This is a genomic window from Streptomyces sp. NPDC032721, from assembly GCF_055579625.1.
The window spans coordinates 1,290,601-1,306,934 of record NZ_JBVIMX010000001.1 but is presented as its reverse complement, the minus strand read 5'-3'; the positions used below and the strand labels follow the sequence as shown (position 1 = coordinate 1,306,934).

Here is a 16,334-nt window from a genome sequence, read left to right as displayed (position 1 = left end):
CGCGGGAGCGCCCTCTGTCGTACGGGTACCGGGTTGTCGTACGGGTGCTAGCGGAGCACCGCCCCGCCGTCCTCGGAGTCCGGCCGCACCCGCCGCCAGTCCTGGACCGCGTACACCCGGTGCAGCCACCTGTCGGTGCCGTCGAAGCGCGGGGTGAACGACGTACGGCCGTGCACGGTCAGCCGGTTGTCGACCACCGCCAGGTCACCGGGCGTCAGCTCGTGGCCGATCGCGATCCGCTCGAAGACCGTCCGCAGCTCCTCCATCGCCCGCCGGGCGCCGTCGTCCAGCGGGTGCGTACTGGCGAAGTCCACGACCACGTCGGGGTCGCTGAGGTCGCCCTGGAGTACGGCGTGCTGGGGAGTGACCCCGCCCAGGTCGCCGAAGGAGGGCGGCGGCTCCGTCATGAACCGCTGCTCGCCGAGTATCCGCCGCACCTCGTCGGAGAGCAGCGGCAGGGCGCGGCGCACCGACGCGGTGCACAGCCTGGCGTCGCCCGTGGGGTCGGCCCGTACGCACAACAGGCCCACGTGGTGCGGCCGGTTGGGGTGGAAGGCGTTCTCCGTGTGCATGTGCAGGGTGACGGATCCCGCGTTGCTCTGCTGCTTCTCGTGGCCCGGGACGGGCACGACGTCCTGGACTAGGGCGCCGGACTTCTCGCTCCGGAACGCGATCACCTCACCGAGCTGGAGCATCACCGCGGTGATCGTCGAGCTGGCGAGGGTCGCGGTCCTGCGCACCGAACCAGGGCGTACGGGTGTGGCGGGCAGGTCCTCCTCCACGGGAAGATTGCGGATCACCAGCTGCCCGTCGGGGCCGGCGTCACGGCGGAACTCCCGCAGCTCGTGGCGGAGTTCGCGGGGGAGACCCTGGGAGGCGGCGCGGGCGGCCGTCAGCCAGGCGGGTTCGTCGATGACCGAGCCCGCGACGCGGGAGAGCTCGGCAGCCAGCGCGCGCACCTGATCGTGCTGCGCCTGGGAAAGCGTCACCACCGAGGTGACGACGGGCGGGGAAGAAGTGGTGTCCGTCATGTGCGAATGCCTTTTCGTGGTTGCCAAATGGTGAGTTGCCGGATAGGGAATTGTCGGATAGGGAATTGCCGGACAGGGAAACGGCGCGGCAGCACGGCAGCGACGGAAGAATCGTCGGGACGGGCCGTGTGCATTTCGGGTTCCGGTCAATTACGCGCCTGCGCGAGGGAACCCAGTCCTGTGTGACGCTAACGAGCCGCCGTTTCGCGGTCAACGCATCTCGGCGCAACTTGGCGATCTGCCCGCACAAGCCCGCTGTCCCGCCAGCGGGACACGGATCCGGCGGGTGCGCCTTCCGCTGCGGCCGATCCGGCTGCCACACTCGCTGAATGACGCACCATTCGATCCACGAAGAATGAACGGGGGGAACGGTGAAGGGAATCGTCCTTGCCGGTGGAAAAGGTACCCGCATGTACCCGTCCACCTTGACGACTTCGAAGCAGCTGCTCGCTGTCTACGACAAGCCGATGGTTTATCACCCGCTCTCGGTGCTGATGCTCGCCGGCATCAGGGAGATCCTGGTGATCTCCACACCCGACAGCATCGAGGCACTGGAAGCCCTGCTCAAGGACGGGTCCCACCTGGGCCTTGAGATCAGCTACGCGGTACAGGACGAACCCCGGGGCATCGCCGAGGCGTTCCTCATCGGGGCGGAGTTCATCGGCGACAGCCAGGTGGCACTCATTCTCGGCGACAACATCTTCCACGGCGCCGGATTCACGAAAATGCTGCGCGAAGCCCGTGAACAGCTCGACGGGTGCACGCTCTTCGGATATCCGGTGTCCGACCCCGAGCGATTCGGGGTCGGTGAGACGGACGCCGCCGGAAATCTCATCTCGTTGGAGGAGAAGCCGCTCAGGCCCCGTTCCGACAACGCGGTCACCGGGCTTTACTTCTATGACTCCGACGTGGTGGAAATCGCCCGCGAAATCACCCCGTCCGACCGTGGTGAGCTGGAGATCACGGATGTCAACCAGATCTATCTGAAGGACGGCAGGGCCCGCCTCATCCGGCTCGGCCGCGGATACACCTGGCTCGACGCGGGCACCCACGCCTCGCTCCTCGATGCCAGCCAGTACGTGCACGTCATCGAGAAGCGCCAGGGCGTGCGCGTGGCCTGTATCGAGGAAATCGCGCTGCGCATGGGATACATCGACGCCGACCAGTGCCATGAACTCGGTCTGCGGATGAAGAATTCCGAATACGGCCAGTACCTCATGCAGGTTTCGCAGTCCATCGTCTGACCGGACAGGGCCGGTCCGAGGCCGGTCCGAGGCCGGCCGAGGCCCGTCGAGGCCGATCCGAGGGGAGTACGTGTGGGTTACCAGGAGCTGACGCCGGAGGAAGTGCTCCGTCCGGGACATGCCGCCCCGGAGATCAACGACACCGCGTGGCAAGTCCGTTGGGACGCGCCGGGGGCGACGGGCAGCGCCCCCGCCCCCGCGGACCGCGAGGAACTGGTGCGGTCCCTCGTACCGCCCGAGCTGGACTTCCACACCTCGGGCAGTACGGGACCCAGCCGTTGCTGGCGGCGCACCTTCGACGACGCGTGGTCGGAAGCGGGCATGCTCGGGGAGTTCGTCTCCTCGGGCGGGCACGGCCGGCCGGGCGCCGTGGTCAGCTTCGCCCCGCCCCTGCACGTCTACGGAGCGCTGGCCGGCTGGCTGATGCCCGCCCGGCTCGGCGTCCCCATCTGGTACCGCAAGAGCTACGTGGGAGCGATGCCGGAGACCGGCCACCGGCACACCGCGGTGGTGGCCACTCCGTGGATCTTCTCGCTGCTGCTGCGGAACCTCGACTGGGTGCGGTCCTTCGACCACCTCACCGTCCTCTACAGCAGTGCCATGCTCCCGGGCGACGCCCACACCCTCCTCGCGGAGGCGGGCCCCGGCCGGGTGACCCTCGTCGAACTGCTCGGCTCCACCGAGACCGGCGGCATCGCACTGCGCCGCTGGAGCGGCGGCGAACCACCCGCCTGGACCCTCTTCCCCGACGTCACCCTCGCCACGGACGCTCCTACCGGCAGCCCACAGGCGCCGACGGGCGCGGACTTGGCCGAGGAAGCCGTACCCCTGGTGATCCGCAGCCCCCGCCTGGGTCACCGCCCCGGCGAGCCCCGCCCCGCCGACTGGTCCACCGGCGACCTGGTGGAGCCCGTGGACACCCGCACCTTCCGCCTCGTCGGACGGGTCGGCCGACTGGTCAAGGTCAACGGCCGGCGGATCAACCTCGACGAGAGCGAGGACGTCCTGCGCGCGGCCATCCGCGTCGCGGACCTCGCCCTGCTCGCCGTCAACGACTCGATGACCGGCGAGCAGATCGACCTCTACGTCGTCCCCCGGGACGAGCCGGAGGCCGGCGCGGGCCCGGCCGGCACCGACCTCTCCGAGGTACCCGCCCTGCTGGGCGTACGTCCCCGGAAGGTGCACGCAGTACCCCACCTCCACCGGTCGGCGACGGGCAAGTTGCTGCACCGTCCCACCCCGTCCTGAACGCCGTCACAGAGCCAGGGAGAACACCGTGTCACTGATCCACGCACCGCTGCCGGAGAAGATCGGCCCCCTCACGGACGCCGACATCACCGCGATGAAGTCCAGCGCCGCCACCATCGACGCCCACCTCGCCAGTGGCCGCCCGGTCTACGGCCTGACCCAGGGCTTCGGCCCGCTGGTCACCTACGGCGCCTCCGAGTCGGAGGACGAGCAGGGCAACGGGCTGATATCCCACCTCGGCACCGCCCAGGGCCGCCCCCTCGACCCCGAGGCCTGCCGCCTCGTCGTCTGGCTGCGCCTCAGCAGCATGCGCAAGGGCTTCTCCGCGGTCTCGCCCGACTTCTGGCAGCGCCTGGCCGACCTGTGGAACGCCGGCTTCACCCCCGCCATCCCCCGCGACGGCACGGTCAGCGCGAGCGGTGACCTCCAGCCGCTGGCCCACGCCGCCCTCGCCTTCGCCGGACAGGGCGAGGCCTGGGTACAGGGCGAGGGCGGCCGCTGGTCGCTCGCCCCGGCCCGCGAAGTACTCGCAGGACTCGGTACGGAGCCGCTGGCCTGGCCCGTCCGCGAGGCCCTCGCCTTCGTCAACGGCACCGGCGTCAGCCTCGCCGTCTCGATCCTCAACCAGCGCTCCACCGTGCGCCTGGTCCGCGCCGTCACCTCCCTCACCGCCCGCCTCACCGACCTGCTCGGCGGCAACGCGGAGCACTTCGAGGAGGGCGTCGGCCAGGCCCGCAACCAGGTCGGCCAGCTCAAGGTGGCCCGCTGGCTGCGCGCGGAACTGCCCGCAGGCCACACCCGCAACGAGTCCCGCCCCCTCCAGGAGCCGTACAGCCTGCGCTGCGCCCCCCAGGTCCTGGGCGCCGTACTCGACCAGCTGGACATGGCGGGTGACGTCCTGGACCGCGAGGCGGGCGGCTGCACCGACAACCCGCTCACCTACGAGGGCAAGGTCCTGCACGGCGGCAACTTCCACGCCATGCCCGTCGGCTTCGCCTCCGAGCAGACCGGCCTCGCCCTGCACATGGCCGCCTACCTGGCGGAGCGTCAGCTCGGCGTCGTGCTCAACCCCACCACCAACAACGACCTGCCCATCATGCTGACCCCCCGGGCCGGCGCGGGCAGCGGTCTGGCCGGTGTGCAGATCAGCGCCACCTCCTTCATCTCCCGGATGCGCCAGCTCGTCACCCCCGCGTCCCTCACCACCCTGCCCACCAACGGCTGGAACCAGGACCACGTCCCGATGGCCCTCAACGGCGCCAACGGCGTCGGCGAGGCCCTGGAGCTGGGCTGGCTGGCCGTCGGCTCCCTCGCACTGGCCGCCGCACAGCTCGCCGCCATCACCGGGCGCGCCGACGAGGCCACCGGAGTCTGGGCCGAACTGGCGCGGATCTCCCCGCCGTTGGACGCCGACCGCCCGATGGCCGTCGAGGTCCGCCGGGCCGCCGAACTGCTGCGCGACCACGCCGAGCAGCTGCTCGCCGAGGCCGCCTGAGCCACGGCGGCCGAGCCCCGGCACGAGCCGCACCACGGAGAGACGAAAACCCGGAGACCGGAGAGAACGTGATGAATCGCTGGGGGATCGTCCTTCCCCTGCCGGGCGTACCGCTGCTGGAACACCGGTCGCTGGTACGCCGGCTGCCGGACCTGGGGTACACCGACGTCTGGACCGCGGAGACCGCGGGCACCGACGCCTTCACCCCGCTGGTGCTCGCCTCGCAGTGGACGGACGGGCTGCGGTTCGGCACCGCCATCGTCCCGGTGTTCACCCGTGGACCCGGACTGCTGGCGATGACCGCCGCCTCGGTCGCCGACTGCGCCCCCGGCCGGTTCGTCCTCGGTATCGGGGCCTCCTCGCCGAGGATCGTGCACAAGTGGAACGCCATCGACCACGACGCACCCTTCGCCAGGACGCGCGACACCCTGCGCTTCCTGCGGACCGCCTTCACCGGCAAGGCGGTCAGCGAGGAGTACCCGACCTTCACGGTCGAGCAGTTCCGGCTGGACAGGCCGCCCGTCCAGCCGCCGCCGGTACTGCTCGCCGCACTGCGGCCGGGCATGCTGCGGCTGGCGGCGGCCGAGGCGGACGGCGCCATCACCAACTGGGTCGCCCCCGCCGACGTACCGAGGATCCGGGCCGTCACCGGACCGGAACCGGAACTCGTCGCGCCGGTCTTCGTCTGTCCCACCGAGGACGCGGCGGAGGCCCGCAACGTGGGCCGGATGCTGATCAGCACCTACCTCCAGGTGCCCGCCTACCGGAAGTTCCAGGACTGGCTCGGCCGGGGCGACGACCTCGCCGCCATGCACCAGGCGCAGGACGCGGGCGAGCACTGGTGGCGGGCCGGCCAGGCCATCCCCGACCGCCTCATCGACGAACTGATCGTGCACGGAGCCCCGGAGAAGTGCCGCGAGCGCCTCTCCGAGTACCACACGGCCGGTCTCGACACCCCGCTCGTCGTACCGCTCCCGGTGCGCGGCGGCGACCCCGTCGCCCTCGTCGAAGCACTCGCCCCGGGCCGGGGCTGACCCCGTGCCCACCACCCCTCTGCTCGCCCGCATCACCCCGCCGTCGGCCGCCGTCGCGGAGTCCTTCACGGACCTGCCCTCCGCCTGGCTCCACCCGGCGGAGCGCACCCACGCCGCCGCGCTGCCGGACGGGCGGCGGGCCGAGTTCGCCACCGTGCGGCACTGCGCCCGCAGTGCCGCACGGGACCTCGGACTCGCCCCGTTCCCGCTGCTGCCCGGCAGCGGGGGAGCACCCGGCTGGCCGCCCGGCACCGTCGGCAGCCTGACGCACTGCGCCGGCTACCGGGGCGCGGCGGTCGCCCCCGGCACCCGGCTGCGCGCCCTGGGCATCGACGCCGAACCCGACCGGCCGCTGCCCGACGGCATGCTGGAGCGGATCGCCCTTCCCCTGGAACGCAGCGACCACGACGCCCTGCGCAAGGCCGACCCCCGTATCAACTGGGACCGGCTGCTGTTCTGCGCCAAGGAAGCGGTCTACAAGGTCTGGTCGCCGCTGACCGGGGAGTGGCTCGGCTTCCACGAGGCGTCCGTACGCATCCGGCGCTCGCCGCAGGTCTTCCGCGTACGGCTGCTCAGGAACGCCCCCGAAGGCGCCGACGCCGTGCCCCCCGTACTCCACGGGCGCTGGCTCGCCCAGGACGGCCTGCTGCTCGCCGCGATCGCCGTACCCCGGTGAGCGCCCCTCCTCTTCGTACCACTGCCCGAATTCCCGAAGTGTCCGCTGACCCACGGCCCTTGGCGGCCCCGCACACCAGGTGGAAGCACCCATGACCACTCGCATACTCGTCACCGGCGGCGCCGGCTTCATCGGCTCCCACTACGTGCGTACGCTGCTGGGCCCCGACGGCCCCGGCGACGTCTCCGTGACCGTGCTGGACAGCCTCACCTACGCGGGCAACATCGCCAACCTGGCAGAGGTCCGCAACCACCCCGGCTTCGCCTTCGTCCAGGGCGACATCTGCTCCACCGAGGTCGTCACCCGGCTCGTCCGCGAACACGACGAGGTCGTGCACTTCGCCGCCGAGTCCCACGTCGACCGCTCGATCGACGGCGGCGCCGAGTTCATCCGCACCAACGTCGTGGGCACCCACACCCTCGTCGACGCCGCCCACCGCGCGGGCATCAAGACCTTCGTGCAGATCTCCACCGACGAGGTGTACGGGTCCATCGAGCAGGGCTCCTGGCCCGAGACGCACCCGCTGCGCCCCAGCTCCCCGTACTCCTCCTCCAAGGCATCCGGCGACCTGGTGGCGCTCTCCTACCACCACACCCACGGCCTGGACGTCCGGCTGACCCGCTGCTCCAACAACTACGGCCACCACCACTTCCCCGAGAAGCTCATCCCGCTGTTCGTCACCAACCTGCTCGACGGACAGAAGGTCCCGCTGTACGGCGACGGCGGCAACGTCCGCGACTGGCTGCACATCGACGACCACATCCAGGGCATCGAGCTCGTCCGCACCAGGGGCAGGGCCGGTGAGACGTACAACATCGGCGGCGGCACCGAACTCTCCAACGACGAACTGACCCGCCTCCTCCTCAAGGAGTGCGGCGCCGACTGGGACGCCAGCGTCCTGTACGTCGACGACCGCAAGGGCCACGACCGCCGCTACTCGGTGGACTGCACCAAGATCCGCGAGGAACTGGGGTACGAGCCCCGCGTCGCCATCGAGGACGGCCTCGCCCGCACCGTGCAGTGGTACCGCGACAACCGCGACTGGTGGATGCCGCTGAAGCAGCGGGCGGCCCTGTGACACCGGACGCCCCCTCCCGTGCCGCGCGCCCCGGTCCCTGGCTGGTGACCGGTGCGCGCGGCATGCTCGCCCGCGACGTACTGGCCGCCCTGGCCGACGCGGGCGAGCGACCGCTGCCCGCGGGCCGGGCCGAACTCGACCTGACCGACGCCGGGTCGGTGCACGCCTTTCTGCGCGCCCACCGGCCGGCCGTCGTCGTCAACTGCGCCGCCTGGACGGCCGTCGACGACGCCGAGTCGCACGAGCCCGAGGCCCTCGCGGTCAACGGCACCGGCGCCGAAAACCTCGCACGGGCCTGCCGGGAGGCGGGCGCCGTGCTCCTGCACGTCTCCACCGACTACGTCTTCGACGGCGAATCCCGCCTGCCCTACCCGGAGGACGCCGCCCCCGCCCCCCGCACCGCCTACGGGCGCACCAAACTCGCCGGGGAGCGGGCCGTCCGCGCCGCCCTCCCCGACACCGGGTACGTCGTGCGCACCGGCTGGCTCTACGGCGCCGGGGGCAAGAGCTTCGTCTCCACCATGCTCCGGCTGGAACGCGAACGCGAGACCCTGGACGTCGTCGACGACCAGCACGGCCAGCCCACCTGGACCGTCGACCTCGCCCGCCTGCTCGTCGAGCTGGGCCGGGCGGCGCTCCTGGGCACCGCCCCCGCGGGCACCTACCACGGCACCTCCTCCGGCCGCACCACCTGGTGCGCGCTCGGCCAGGAGGTCTTCCGGCTGGCCGGCGCCGACCCGGCACGGGTGCGCCCCACCACCAGCGCCGCCTACCCCACCGCCGCCCACCGGCCCGCCTACAGCGTCCTGGGCCACCGCGGCTGGCGCGCCGCGGGCATCGAGCCGATCGGGGACTGGCGCGCCGCACTGGCGCGAGCCCTGCCCGGACTGCTCGCGGCCCGCGACCAGCCATCGCCGAAGTCCCACTCCCCTCTATCCGCGAGGAACTGACCATGCGACCCCTGTCGATCGAAGGTGCGTGGCTCCACGAGCCGAAGGTCTTCCCGGACGAGCGCGGCGACTTCCACGAGTGGTTCCGCAGCGAGGAGTTCGGCGCGGCCACCGGGCAGGAGCTGAACCTGTCCCAGGCCAACCTGTCCGTCTCCCGGCGCGGCGCGCTGCGCGGGGTGCACTTCGCCGACGTGCCGCCCGGCCAGGCCAAGTACATCAAGTGCGTGCGCGGCGCGGTGCTTGACGTCGTCGTCGACGTACGGACCGGGTCGCCGACCTTCGGGCAGTGGGAGAGCAAGCGGCTCGACGACACCAACCACCGGGCGGTCTTCCTCTCCGAGGGCCTCGGGCACGGTTTCATCGCCCTGACCGAGGACGCGACGGTGGTCTACCTCTGCTCCGAGGGGTACGCCCCGGGGCGCGAACACGGCATCCACCCGCTGGACCCCGCACTGGGCATCGAGTGGCCGGCCGGTCTGACCCCGCTGCTCTCCGCGAAGGACACCGAGGCCCCCACGCTCGCCGAACGCGAGCGCGACGGCAGCCTGCCCTCGTACGCCCAGTGCCTGGCCTACCGCTCGCGGCTCGCCCCCGCGTGACCCGAACCCCGTACCACGGGCAGACCAAAGGCCGGGGAGGCTCTCGCCTCCCCGGCCTTTCGGGGCTCCTCCCGTGGCTCCCGGTGCTCAGCCCCGGCGGGGGAACAGGTCCGGCCTCGTCCAGCCGTCCAGGTCGTACTCGGACATGCACTGCTCCGCGAAGCCCTTGAGCGAGTTCGCCTGGCCGCCGGCCTGGTACGCCATCAGGGTCTGGACGCGGATGCCCTCGTGGTCGCCGCCGTAGTTGCGCTCGTACAGCTCGTGCCGGGCGCCGAACTCGGAGCCGACCGCGTCCCAGAGCAGCTTGAGGAGCTTGACCCGGTCGACCGCCTCGATGCCGTGCGAACCCCGCAGATAGGTGTCCAGGTAGGGCCGGATCTCCGGGTTCTTCCAGTCGCTGGAATGGGAGTTGAGGTAGATCAGGCCGCTGCCCACGCTCTGCTGGATGATCTCGCGGATCCGCGGGTAGCCCACGCCCATGAACGTCCGGTACGCCAGCCCGTAGTGCAGATTGGGCTGTACGGAACCGCTGGACCAGTCCGTCGCGGACGCCGCCATCGAGTCGGAGAGCCCCCAGAACAGGTCCCGCCAGTTGAGCACCTCGCCGACCTGCGCCTGGACGCCCCGGAAGCCCGAGGTACCGGTCGCCTCGACGGCCTTGAGCAGGCAGCCCGCGATGAAGTCCAGCTTCACCGCGAGACGCGCGCAGCCGTGGAAGGTGAACCGCTCCAGGAAGCCGGACTTCGACGCGAAGGAGTTGGCCGCCATCGCGTCGTACATGAAGACGTTCTCCCACGGCACGAGCACGCGGTCCAGCACGATGATCGCGTCGTTCTCGTCGAGCCGGCTGGAGAGCGGCCGGTCGAAGGGCGAGCCGACGGCCGCCGCCTGCAACTCGTAGGAGGTGCGGCAGATGAGCTTCAGCCCGGGGCTGTTCATCGGCACCGTGAAGGTCAGCCCGTACTCCTTCTTGCGGAGCGGGGCGCCCATGTGCGCGATCAGGTTGGCGTTGGTGAGCGCGGAACCCGTCGCGACGACCTTCGCGCCGCTGACGATCAGCCCCGCGTCGGTCTCCTGCTCCACGTGCACGGTCACGTCCTCCACCCGGTCGGCCGGGCGGTCCCGGTCGATGGGCGGGTTGACGATCGCGTGGTTGAAGTAGAGGACCCGCTCCTGGGCCCGCTTGTACCAGGCGCGGGCGTTGTCGGCGTACGGGCCGTAGAAGGCGGCGTGCGCGTTGAGCGTGCCGAAGAACGCCGCCTTGTAGTCGGGGGTCCGGCCCATCCACCCGTACACCAGCCGCTGCCAGTCCACGATGGCGTCGCGGGCCTGGTACAGGTCCCGCTTGCTGCGGGCGGTCTTGAAGAACGGGTGGGTGAAGCCGCCGTTGCCGGTGTCCGTCGGCACGGCGAGCGTGCCCCTGGCCTCCGGCGCGTGCAGGGCGTCGTACAGCTGGGCGATGGAACGCGCGCTGTTGCGGAACGCCGGGTGCGTGGTGACGTCGGTGACGCGCTCGCCCTGGATGTAGACCTCCCGCCCGTCGCGCAGCGAGTCGAGGTACTCGTCGCCGGTCATCGGGCGGACGTCGTTGAGGGTTCCGGCCGGTGCGGTCGGCTCTGCGAATGTCGTCAATTGTCGTTCCTGCAATTCTCTCGGGGACATGAGTGATGAGGGTGGGGCGCCGAGGGCCAAGCACACCGGCCGGGGAGCGGCCGCACGGCGCGGCCGCTCCCCGGCCGGTGCGGGGATTCCGGAGAGCGGGCCCGGTCAGGCGTGCAGGCGCTTGAGGTACTCGTAGGCGCTCGGCAGGGTGTCGACCAGGTGCTGCTGACGGCGCTTGACCTCCTCGAAGAGGGGCTGCGCCGCGGCGACCGAGGCCGGCTTGTGGGCGAGGGAGGGCAGCGGGGCGTCCGGCTCCAGGCCGAGCCCGGCGAAGATGCAGTAGTAGCTGCCGTTGGTCCAGAAGTTGCGGAACTCCGCCTCGAAGTTGCCGTAGTACGTGGACTCGTCGGAGATCGGCGGGTTGATGGGCAGGCCCGCACGGTAGGCGGCGATCTTGTCCTTGATGTTCTGGGGGAGTTCGAGCTCCTTGTTGGCGCGCCAGAACGGGGTGTCGGTGCGCGGCGCGTAGTAGAAGTGCGCCTGGAGGAAGTCCCGGGTGTCGTCGAACATCAACTCGATCTCGCGGTTGAAGCTGTCGACGAGACCCTGGTTGAAGGTGCGGTCGGGGAAGTGCCTGGCCAGCTGGTAGATGGCGGCGCTGGTGAAGTAGATGCCGGTCGACTCCAGCGGCTCCAGGAAGCAGGACGACAGACCGATGCTGACCACGTTGTTCACCCAGGCACGGCGGTTGCGGCCGACCCGGAAGCGCACGTGGTTGAACTCGGTCTCCGCCGGGTCCAGGTCCCACAGCTGGCAGAACTCCTCGGTCGCCTCCTCCTGGGAGGTGAACTTGCTGGAGTACACGTAGCCCGTGCCGAACCGGCCCAGCATCGGGATCTTCCAGGACCAGCCGGAGGACATGGCGATGGCGGAGGTGTACGGCTCGACGCCGTTCTTCTCGTCGTCGTGCGGGACCTGGGTGGCCACCGCGCTGTCGCACAGCAGGTGGTCGCTCATGTCGATGAAGGGCTCTTCGAGCGCCTTGTTGATCAGCAGCCCGCGGAAGCCGGAGCAGTCCACGAACAGATCGCCCTCAAGGACCTGACCGCCCTTGGTGTGCAGCGCGGTGACGTAGCCCCGCTCGTCCTGCTCCACCCGGACCATCTCGTCCTGTACGTGGTTCACGCCCTGCTTCTGGGTGGCGAACCGGCTCAGGAAGTCGGCGACCAGCTGGGCGTCGAAGTGCCAGGCGTAACGCGTCGCGGCCTCGCCGTCCAGCGAACGGGGCGCCCGCATGGCGTCCATCACCGGCGGCTCGGGGAAGCACGCGTAGTCGAAGGGCTCGGTGGACTCGCCGTCGTACTTCCGCTTGAACCAGTAGTGCGACAGCGGCGTCTGGTCGTGATCGGGCAGCAGCCCGAACGGGTGGTAGAAGTGGTCGGGGCCGTCACCCGGCAGGGAACGCGGGTTGGGCTCGCCGCGGCCCTCCGTCCGCCAGTTGATGAAGCGCACCGCCATCTTGAAGCTGGCGTTGCACTCCCGCATCCACTCCTCCTCGGGGATCCCGAGGTAGTCGAAGAAGGAACGCTGGAGGTTGGGGACGGTCGCCTCGCCCACCCCGATGCGGGGGATGCTCGGTGCCTCCAGGACCGTGATGTCGACCGAGTCCTGGAGCGCCTTGCCGAGGTAGGCGGCGGTCATCCAGCCCGCGGTGCCGCCACCGAGGATGACGACCTTCCGAATCCGTGTGTCCCCACTGTTCATGTTGCTCACCCTCGTGTCGGGTCGCAGCGGTCGAGTCCGCGGCGGTCGAGCCATCAGTCTCCGAAGGGGGTCGATCACTCGGCTATCGCTCGCCGTGCGGCCGCCGGTAGAGAAACGGTAGAGGGCCTGCCGACGCTTCTCGGACGCTGCGCGGGGACTGCCCCGGGCGCGCTACGGACACCGCGGTACGGACACGGGGAAGGCACACCACGCATGGGCGACACGGACGGCTGGATCACGAGCTGGCGGCACCGGGGAGAGGGCACCGAAGCGCGCCCCGCCGGGCTTCCCGTGCTCCTGTGCGTACCGCCCGCGGGGGCCGGCGCCCAGCGGTTCCGTGCCTGGCAGGAGCACCTCGCGGGCGTCGCGGAGGTGTGGGGCGTCCAGCTCCCGGGCCGCGAGGAACGCTGGCACGACCCGATGCCCGCCACCTTCGACGAGGCCGTCGCCGCCGTGGTCACCGCCGTCCGCGAACGGCTCGCCCCCGGGCGTGGCCTTGTCGTGTACGGGCACAGCTTCGGCGGGCTCCTCGCGTACGAGGTGGCGCGCCGCAGCACTCCGTACGCCCTGGTGGTGAGCGGCTGCCGGGCACCCGGGCCGAGCGTGCCGGGCGCCCCGGGCGCCGTCGGTGACGAGGAGATCGACCGGCTCTTCGACGCCGACGACCCCGACCTCGACCCCGTCCGCAGGGCCGCCCTGCGCGACGAACTCCTGCGCGACCTGATCCGGGAGATGCTCCACAAGGACGTCGTGCTCTCCCGCACCCGCGTCCACCGGACCGAGCCCGCGCTGCGCGTCCCCCTCCACGTGTGGGGCGCGGACGACGACACCACCGCCCCGCCGGCCGCACTCGACCACTGGGCCCGGGCCACCGAGGGCCCGCTGCACCGCCACCGCGTCCCCGGCGGCCACCACACGATCCTGCACCGGCCCGCGCGGCTGCTGGCCGCCCTGCGGGTGCTGCTCGCAGAGGCCGCCGAAGACCACACCTCCGTACCCACGGGAGCCTGACCATGCACATCGACCTGCTCGACCCGGCCCCGTTCGCCAGGAACGACTTCTGGGACACCTTCACCTGGCTCCGCGCCAACGACCCGGTGCACCGCCACCCCGAGCCCGACGGCGAGGGCTTCTGGGCACTCACCCGGCACCGGGACATCACCCGCGTCTACGCCGACACGGAGACCTTCAGCTCCGCCTCCGGAATGCGCCTCGGCAGCCACCCCGGCGCCGTGTCCGCCGTCGCCAACCGCATGCTGATCGTCTCCGACGCCCCCCAGCACACCCGCCTCAAGCGTGCCCTGCACCAGGCCGTCGGCCCGCAGCGCATGCCGTACATCGAGGCCCTCGTCGAGAAGGTCGTCGCCGAACTCACCCAGGAGGCCCTGGACCGCGAGGAGTTCGACTTCATCGACATCGCCAAACAGCTCCCCAACCGGGTGGTGTGCGCCCTGATGGGCATCCCCGTCAAGGACTGGGCGTGGATCGGCGAACTCACCACCGACGCCTTCGAGTCCGAGGACGAACAGGAGCGCTCCAACGCCAACACCGAGATCTTCCTGTACTTCATGGAGCTCCTCGGCGAACGCCGCCGCGCCCGCCCCGGCGACGACCTCATCAGCATCGTCGCCCACGACACCCAGGTCGACGAGGGCGACGGCGAGCAACGCCCGCTCACCGACGAGGAGATCGTCTTCAACCTCAGCGGCATCCTCTCCGGCGCCAACGAGACCACCCGCTACTCCGCGGCCGGCGCCATCCACCAGTTCGCCGCCCGGCCCGAGCAGTGGCGACTCCTGCGCGAGCGCGGCCCGGAGGGCGCCAAGGCGGCCGTCGAGGAGATCCTGCGCTGGACCACCCCCGGCGTCCACGCCCTGCGCACCGTCCTGCGCGACACCGAGATCAACGGCATCCCGATCGCGAAGGGCGAGCGCGTCACCCTGTGGAACATCTCCGCCAACCGCGACGAGGACCTCTTCGAGGACCCGCACTCCTTCCGCGTCGACCGCACACCCAACCGCCACATCGCCTTCGGCCACGGCCGGCACCTCTGCCTCGGCGCCCACATGGCCCGCTTCGAACTGGCCGCGATGCTCCGCACCTTCATGGGCGTACTCGACGGTTTCGAGGCCACCGCCCCCGCCCGCTTCAACTCCTCCAACTTCACCTGGGGCATCACCAGCCTCCCGGTACGCCTGCTGCGCGGCGGGGCCATGGCGCCCACCGCGTAAAGCCGCCCGCCGTCACCCGACGCCGCCCGACGCCGCGGGACTTCAGCGACGTACCGACCAAGGAAGGGAACCACCGCCATGCGCATCCTGTTCACCTGCTACCCGGAACGCACCCACTTCCTCCTGATGGCCCCGCTGGCCTGGGCGCTGCGCTCGGCCGGCCACGACGTACGCGTCGCCTGCCAGCCGAAGATGACCGCCGCGATCAACCAGGCAGGGCTGACGGCCGTCCCGGTGGGCAGCGACCGCGACCTGTGGCAGGTGCACGGCCGCCTCGACGCCGAGGGCGCGCGCACCGCGCCCGGCCTGCTCTCCCCGTACGACGCGGCGGAAATGCGCCCCGAGGACCTCACCCTCGACTCCCTCCGCGACGGCTACCGGGTCAGGGTCGCCAGCACCCACAAGATGATGAACACCCCGCTCACCACGGCGCTCGTCGCGTACGCGAAGCAGTGGCGGCCCGACCTCGTGGTCTGGGAACCCATGACCTACGCGGGCGCGATAGCCGCCCAGGCGGTCGGCGCCGCACACTGCCGGCTGCTGATCGGCGCCGATGTGTACGGCGTCACCCGGGGCCACTTCAACCGGCTCTCCGCCCAGGCGGGGGCCGCTGGGACGGGCAAGGGCGCCGACCCGCTGGGGGAGTGGCTCGGCGGCTACGCACGCCAGTACGGCGGTGAGTTCACCGAGGAGCTGGTCACCGGACAGCTCAGCATCGACATGCTGCCCCCGTCCCTCCAGTTCCACGACCCGGACCTCAGTTACCGGCCGATGCGCTTCACGCCGTACGGCGGTCCGGCCGTCGTGCCGCGCTGGCTGTGGGAGCCGCCGGCCCGCCCGAGGGTGGCGCTCACCCTGGGCCTCACGGTCACCGACCACGGCATCGGACTCCCCATCGACGTCGAGGAGATCCTCGAATCGGTCGCGGACCTGGACATCGAGGTGGTCGCCACCGTCGGCGAGGCGGCACAGCGCAAACTGGGGCGCGTCCCCGACAACGCACGGCTGGTCTCGTACGTCCCGATGCAGGCGCTCCTGCCCACCTGCTCGGCCGTCATCCACCACGCGGGCGTCGGCACCCTCTCCACGGCTGCCTTCTACGGCATCCCGCAGCTGGCCCTCCCGTGGGACGTGGACCAGCCCATGCTGTCCGGCCGGCTGGCCGAGCAGGGAGCCGCCCTCACCACCCATTCCTCGGTGGCGACCGGGGCGATCGTCAGGGAGAGCATCCAGCGCATCCTGGGCGAGCACACCTTCCGCGACCGCGCCAGGGACCTGCGCGCGGAAATGCTCGCTATGCCGCACCCGAACGACTTCGTACCGGAACTGGAGAGCCTGGCGGCGGGGAACAGGGTGGCGGTGTAGGGGGTACGGGGACGGGG

The 16,334-nt window shown here is 71.1% G+C and carries 14 protein-coding genes; 11 read left to right on the top strand and 3 right to left on the bottom strand.

Annotation, left to right across the window (positions count from 1 at the left end; translation table 11 throughout):
* Positions 1-47: 47 nt before the first annotated feature.
* Positions 48-1,031 carry a TauD/TfdA family dioxygenase gene (locus tag ACZ5PB_RS05660; protein ID WP_468688022.1) on the bottom strand — a complete coding sequence of 328 codons (984 nt, stop codon included), beginning with the start codon at positions 1,029-1,031 and terminating at the stop codon, positions 48-50.
* A 371-nt stretch (positions 1,032-1,402) separates the two neighbouring features.
* On the opposite strand from ACZ5PB_RS05660, the gene rfbA reads away from it, so the two are divergent.
* The 8 genes from rfbA to rfbC all read left to right on the top strand — a co-directional run bounded on the left by rfbA (position 1,403) and on the right by rfbC (position 9,355).
* Positions 1,403-2,275, top strand: a complete 873-nt coding sequence (gene rfbA / locus ACZ5PB_RS05655) for a glucose-1-phosphate thymidylyltransferase RfbA (protein ID WP_468688020.1) — start codon at positions 1,403-1,405, stop codon at positions 2,273-2,275.
* 72 nt (positions 2,276-2,347) lie between these two features.
* Positions 2,348-3,523, top strand: coding sequence for a class I adenylate-forming enzyme family protein (locus tag ACZ5PB_RS05650; RefSeq protein ID WP_468688019.1), 1,176 nt, complete (start codon positions 2,348-2,350; stop codon positions 3,521-3,523).
* A gap of 28 nt (positions 3,524-3,551) precedes the next feature.
* On the top strand, positions 3,552-5,018 hold the full coding sequence (locus tag ACZ5PB_RS05645; protein WP_468688017.1) for an aromatic amino acid lyase: 1,467 nt from the start codon (positions 3,552-3,554) through the stop codon (positions 5,016-5,018).
* Positions 5,019-5,089: 71 nt separating this feature from the next.
* Positions 5,090-6,052 (top strand): LLM class F420-dependent oxidoreductase, encoded by a 963-nt coding sequence (locus ACZ5PB_RS05640; RefSeq protein ID WP_468688016.1) that lies wholly within the window; start codon positions 5,090-5,092, stop codon positions 6,050-6,052.
* 4 nt (positions 6,053-6,056) lie between these two features.
* Positions 6,057-6,728: a 4'-phosphopantetheinyl transferase family protein gene (locus tag ACZ5PB_RS05635; protein WP_468688014.1), complete on the top strand. Its 672-nt coding sequence runs from the start codon at positions 6,057-6,059 to the stop codon at positions 6,726-6,728.
* Between the two features lie 91 nt (positions 6,729-6,819).
* Complete coding sequence (gene rfbB / locus ACZ5PB_RS05630) at positions 6,820-7,806, top strand: dTDP-glucose 4,6-dehydratase (protein ID WP_468688013.1); 987 nt, start codon at positions 6,820-6,822, stop codon at positions 7,804-7,806.
* A complete protein-coding gene (rfbD, locus tag ACZ5PB_RS05625; protein WP_468688011.1) occupies positions 7,803-8,756 on the top strand; it encodes a dTDP-4-dehydrorhamnose reductase in 954 nt (317 codons plus the stop codon). The genes rfbB and rfbD overlap by 4 nt, the downstream gene beginning before the upstream one ends.
* Positions 8,757-8,758: 2 nt before the next feature.
* The gene (gene rfbC / locus ACZ5PB_RS05620) at positions 8,759-9,355 is read left to right on the top strand and encodes a dTDP-4-dehydrorhamnose 3,5-epimerase (protein WP_468688009.1); all 597 of its coding nucleotides are present in this window, start codon (positions 8,759-8,761) and stop codon (positions 9,353-9,355) included.
* Positions 9,356-9,442: 87 nt separating this feature from the next.
* Here rfbC and ACZ5PB_RS05615 read toward each other — a convergent pair whose 3' ends face one another.
* Positions 9,443-10,930 (bottom strand): 4-hydroxyphenylacetate 3-hydroxylase N-terminal domain-containing protein, encoded by a 1,488-nt coding sequence (locus ACZ5PB_RS05615; RefSeq protein ID WP_468688294.1) that lies wholly within the window; start codon positions 10,928-10,930, stop codon positions 9,443-9,445.
* A gap of 192 nt (positions 10,931-11,122) precedes the next feature.
* Positions 11,123-12,721 (bottom strand): tryptophan halogenase family protein, encoded by a 1,599-nt coding sequence (locus ACZ5PB_RS05610; RefSeq protein WP_468688008.1) that lies wholly within the window; start codon positions 12,719-12,721, stop codon positions 11,123-11,125.
* Positions 12,722-12,934: 213 nt separating this feature from the next.
* Between ACZ5PB_RS05610 and ACZ5PB_RS05605 the strand changes: the two genes are divergently transcribed.
* From ACZ5PB_RS05605 to ACZ5PB_RS05595, 3 genes are all read left to right on the top strand, one after another.
* Positions 12,935-13,732 (top strand): thioesterase II family protein, encoded by a 798-nt coding sequence (locus ACZ5PB_RS05605; RefSeq protein ID WP_468688007.1) that lies wholly within the window; start codon positions 12,935-12,937, stop codon positions 13,730-13,732.
* A 2-nt stretch (positions 13,733-13,734) separates the two neighbouring features.
* Positions 13,735-14,952: a cytochrome P450 gene (locus tag ACZ5PB_RS05600; RefSeq protein WP_468688006.1), complete on the top strand. Its 1,218-nt coding sequence runs from the start codon at positions 13,735-13,737 to the stop codon at positions 14,950-14,952.
* 78 nt (positions 14,953-15,030) lie between these two features.
* Positions 15,031-16,317: an activator-dependent family glycosyltransferase gene (locus tag ACZ5PB_RS05595; RefSeq protein ID WP_468688005.1), complete on the top strand. Its 1,287-nt coding sequence runs from the start codon at positions 15,031-15,033 to the stop codon at positions 16,315-16,317.
* Positions 16,318-16,334: the final 17 nt, after the last annotated feature.

Excerpts from the sequence above, each read along its gene's own strand:
- ACZ5PB_RS05615 (WP_468688294.1), bottom strand. The coding sequence starts at position 10,930 with ATGACCGGCGACGAGTACCTCGACTCGCTGCGCGACGGGCGGGAGGTC.
- ACZ5PB_RS05595 (WP_468688005.1), top strand. The coding sequence starts at position 15,031 with ATGCGCATCCTGTTCACCTGCTACCCGGAACGCACCCACTTCCTCCTG.
- ACZ5PB_RS05660 (WP_468688022.1), bottom strand. The coding sequence starts at position 1,031 with ATGACGGACACCACTTCTTCCCCGCCCGTCGTCACCTCGGTGGTGACG.
- ACZ5PB_RS05610 (WP_468688008.1), bottom strand. The coding sequence starts at position 12,721 with ATGAACAGTGGGGACACACGGATTCGGAAGGTCGTCATCCTCGGTGGC.
- ACZ5PB_RS05640 (WP_468688016.1), top strand. The coding sequence starts at position 5,090 with ATGAATCGCTGGGGGATCGTCCTTCCCCTGCCGGGCGTACCGCTGCTG.
- rfbC (WP_468688009.1), top strand. The coding sequence starts at position 8,759 with ATGCGACCCCTGTCGATCGAAGGTGCGTGGCTCCACGAGCCGAAGGTC.
- ACZ5PB_RS05600 (WP_468688006.1), top strand. The coding sequence starts at position 13,735 with ATGCACATCGACCTGCTCGACCCGGCCCCGTTCGCCAGGAACGACTTC.
- ACZ5PB_RS05605 (WP_468688007.1), top strand. The coding sequence starts at position 12,935 with ATGGGCGACACGGACGGCTGGATCACGAGCTGGCGGCACCGGGGAGAG.
- rfbB (WP_468688013.1), top strand. The coding sequence starts at position 6,820 with ATGACCACTCGCATACTCGTCACCGGCGGCGCCGGCTTCATCGGCTCC.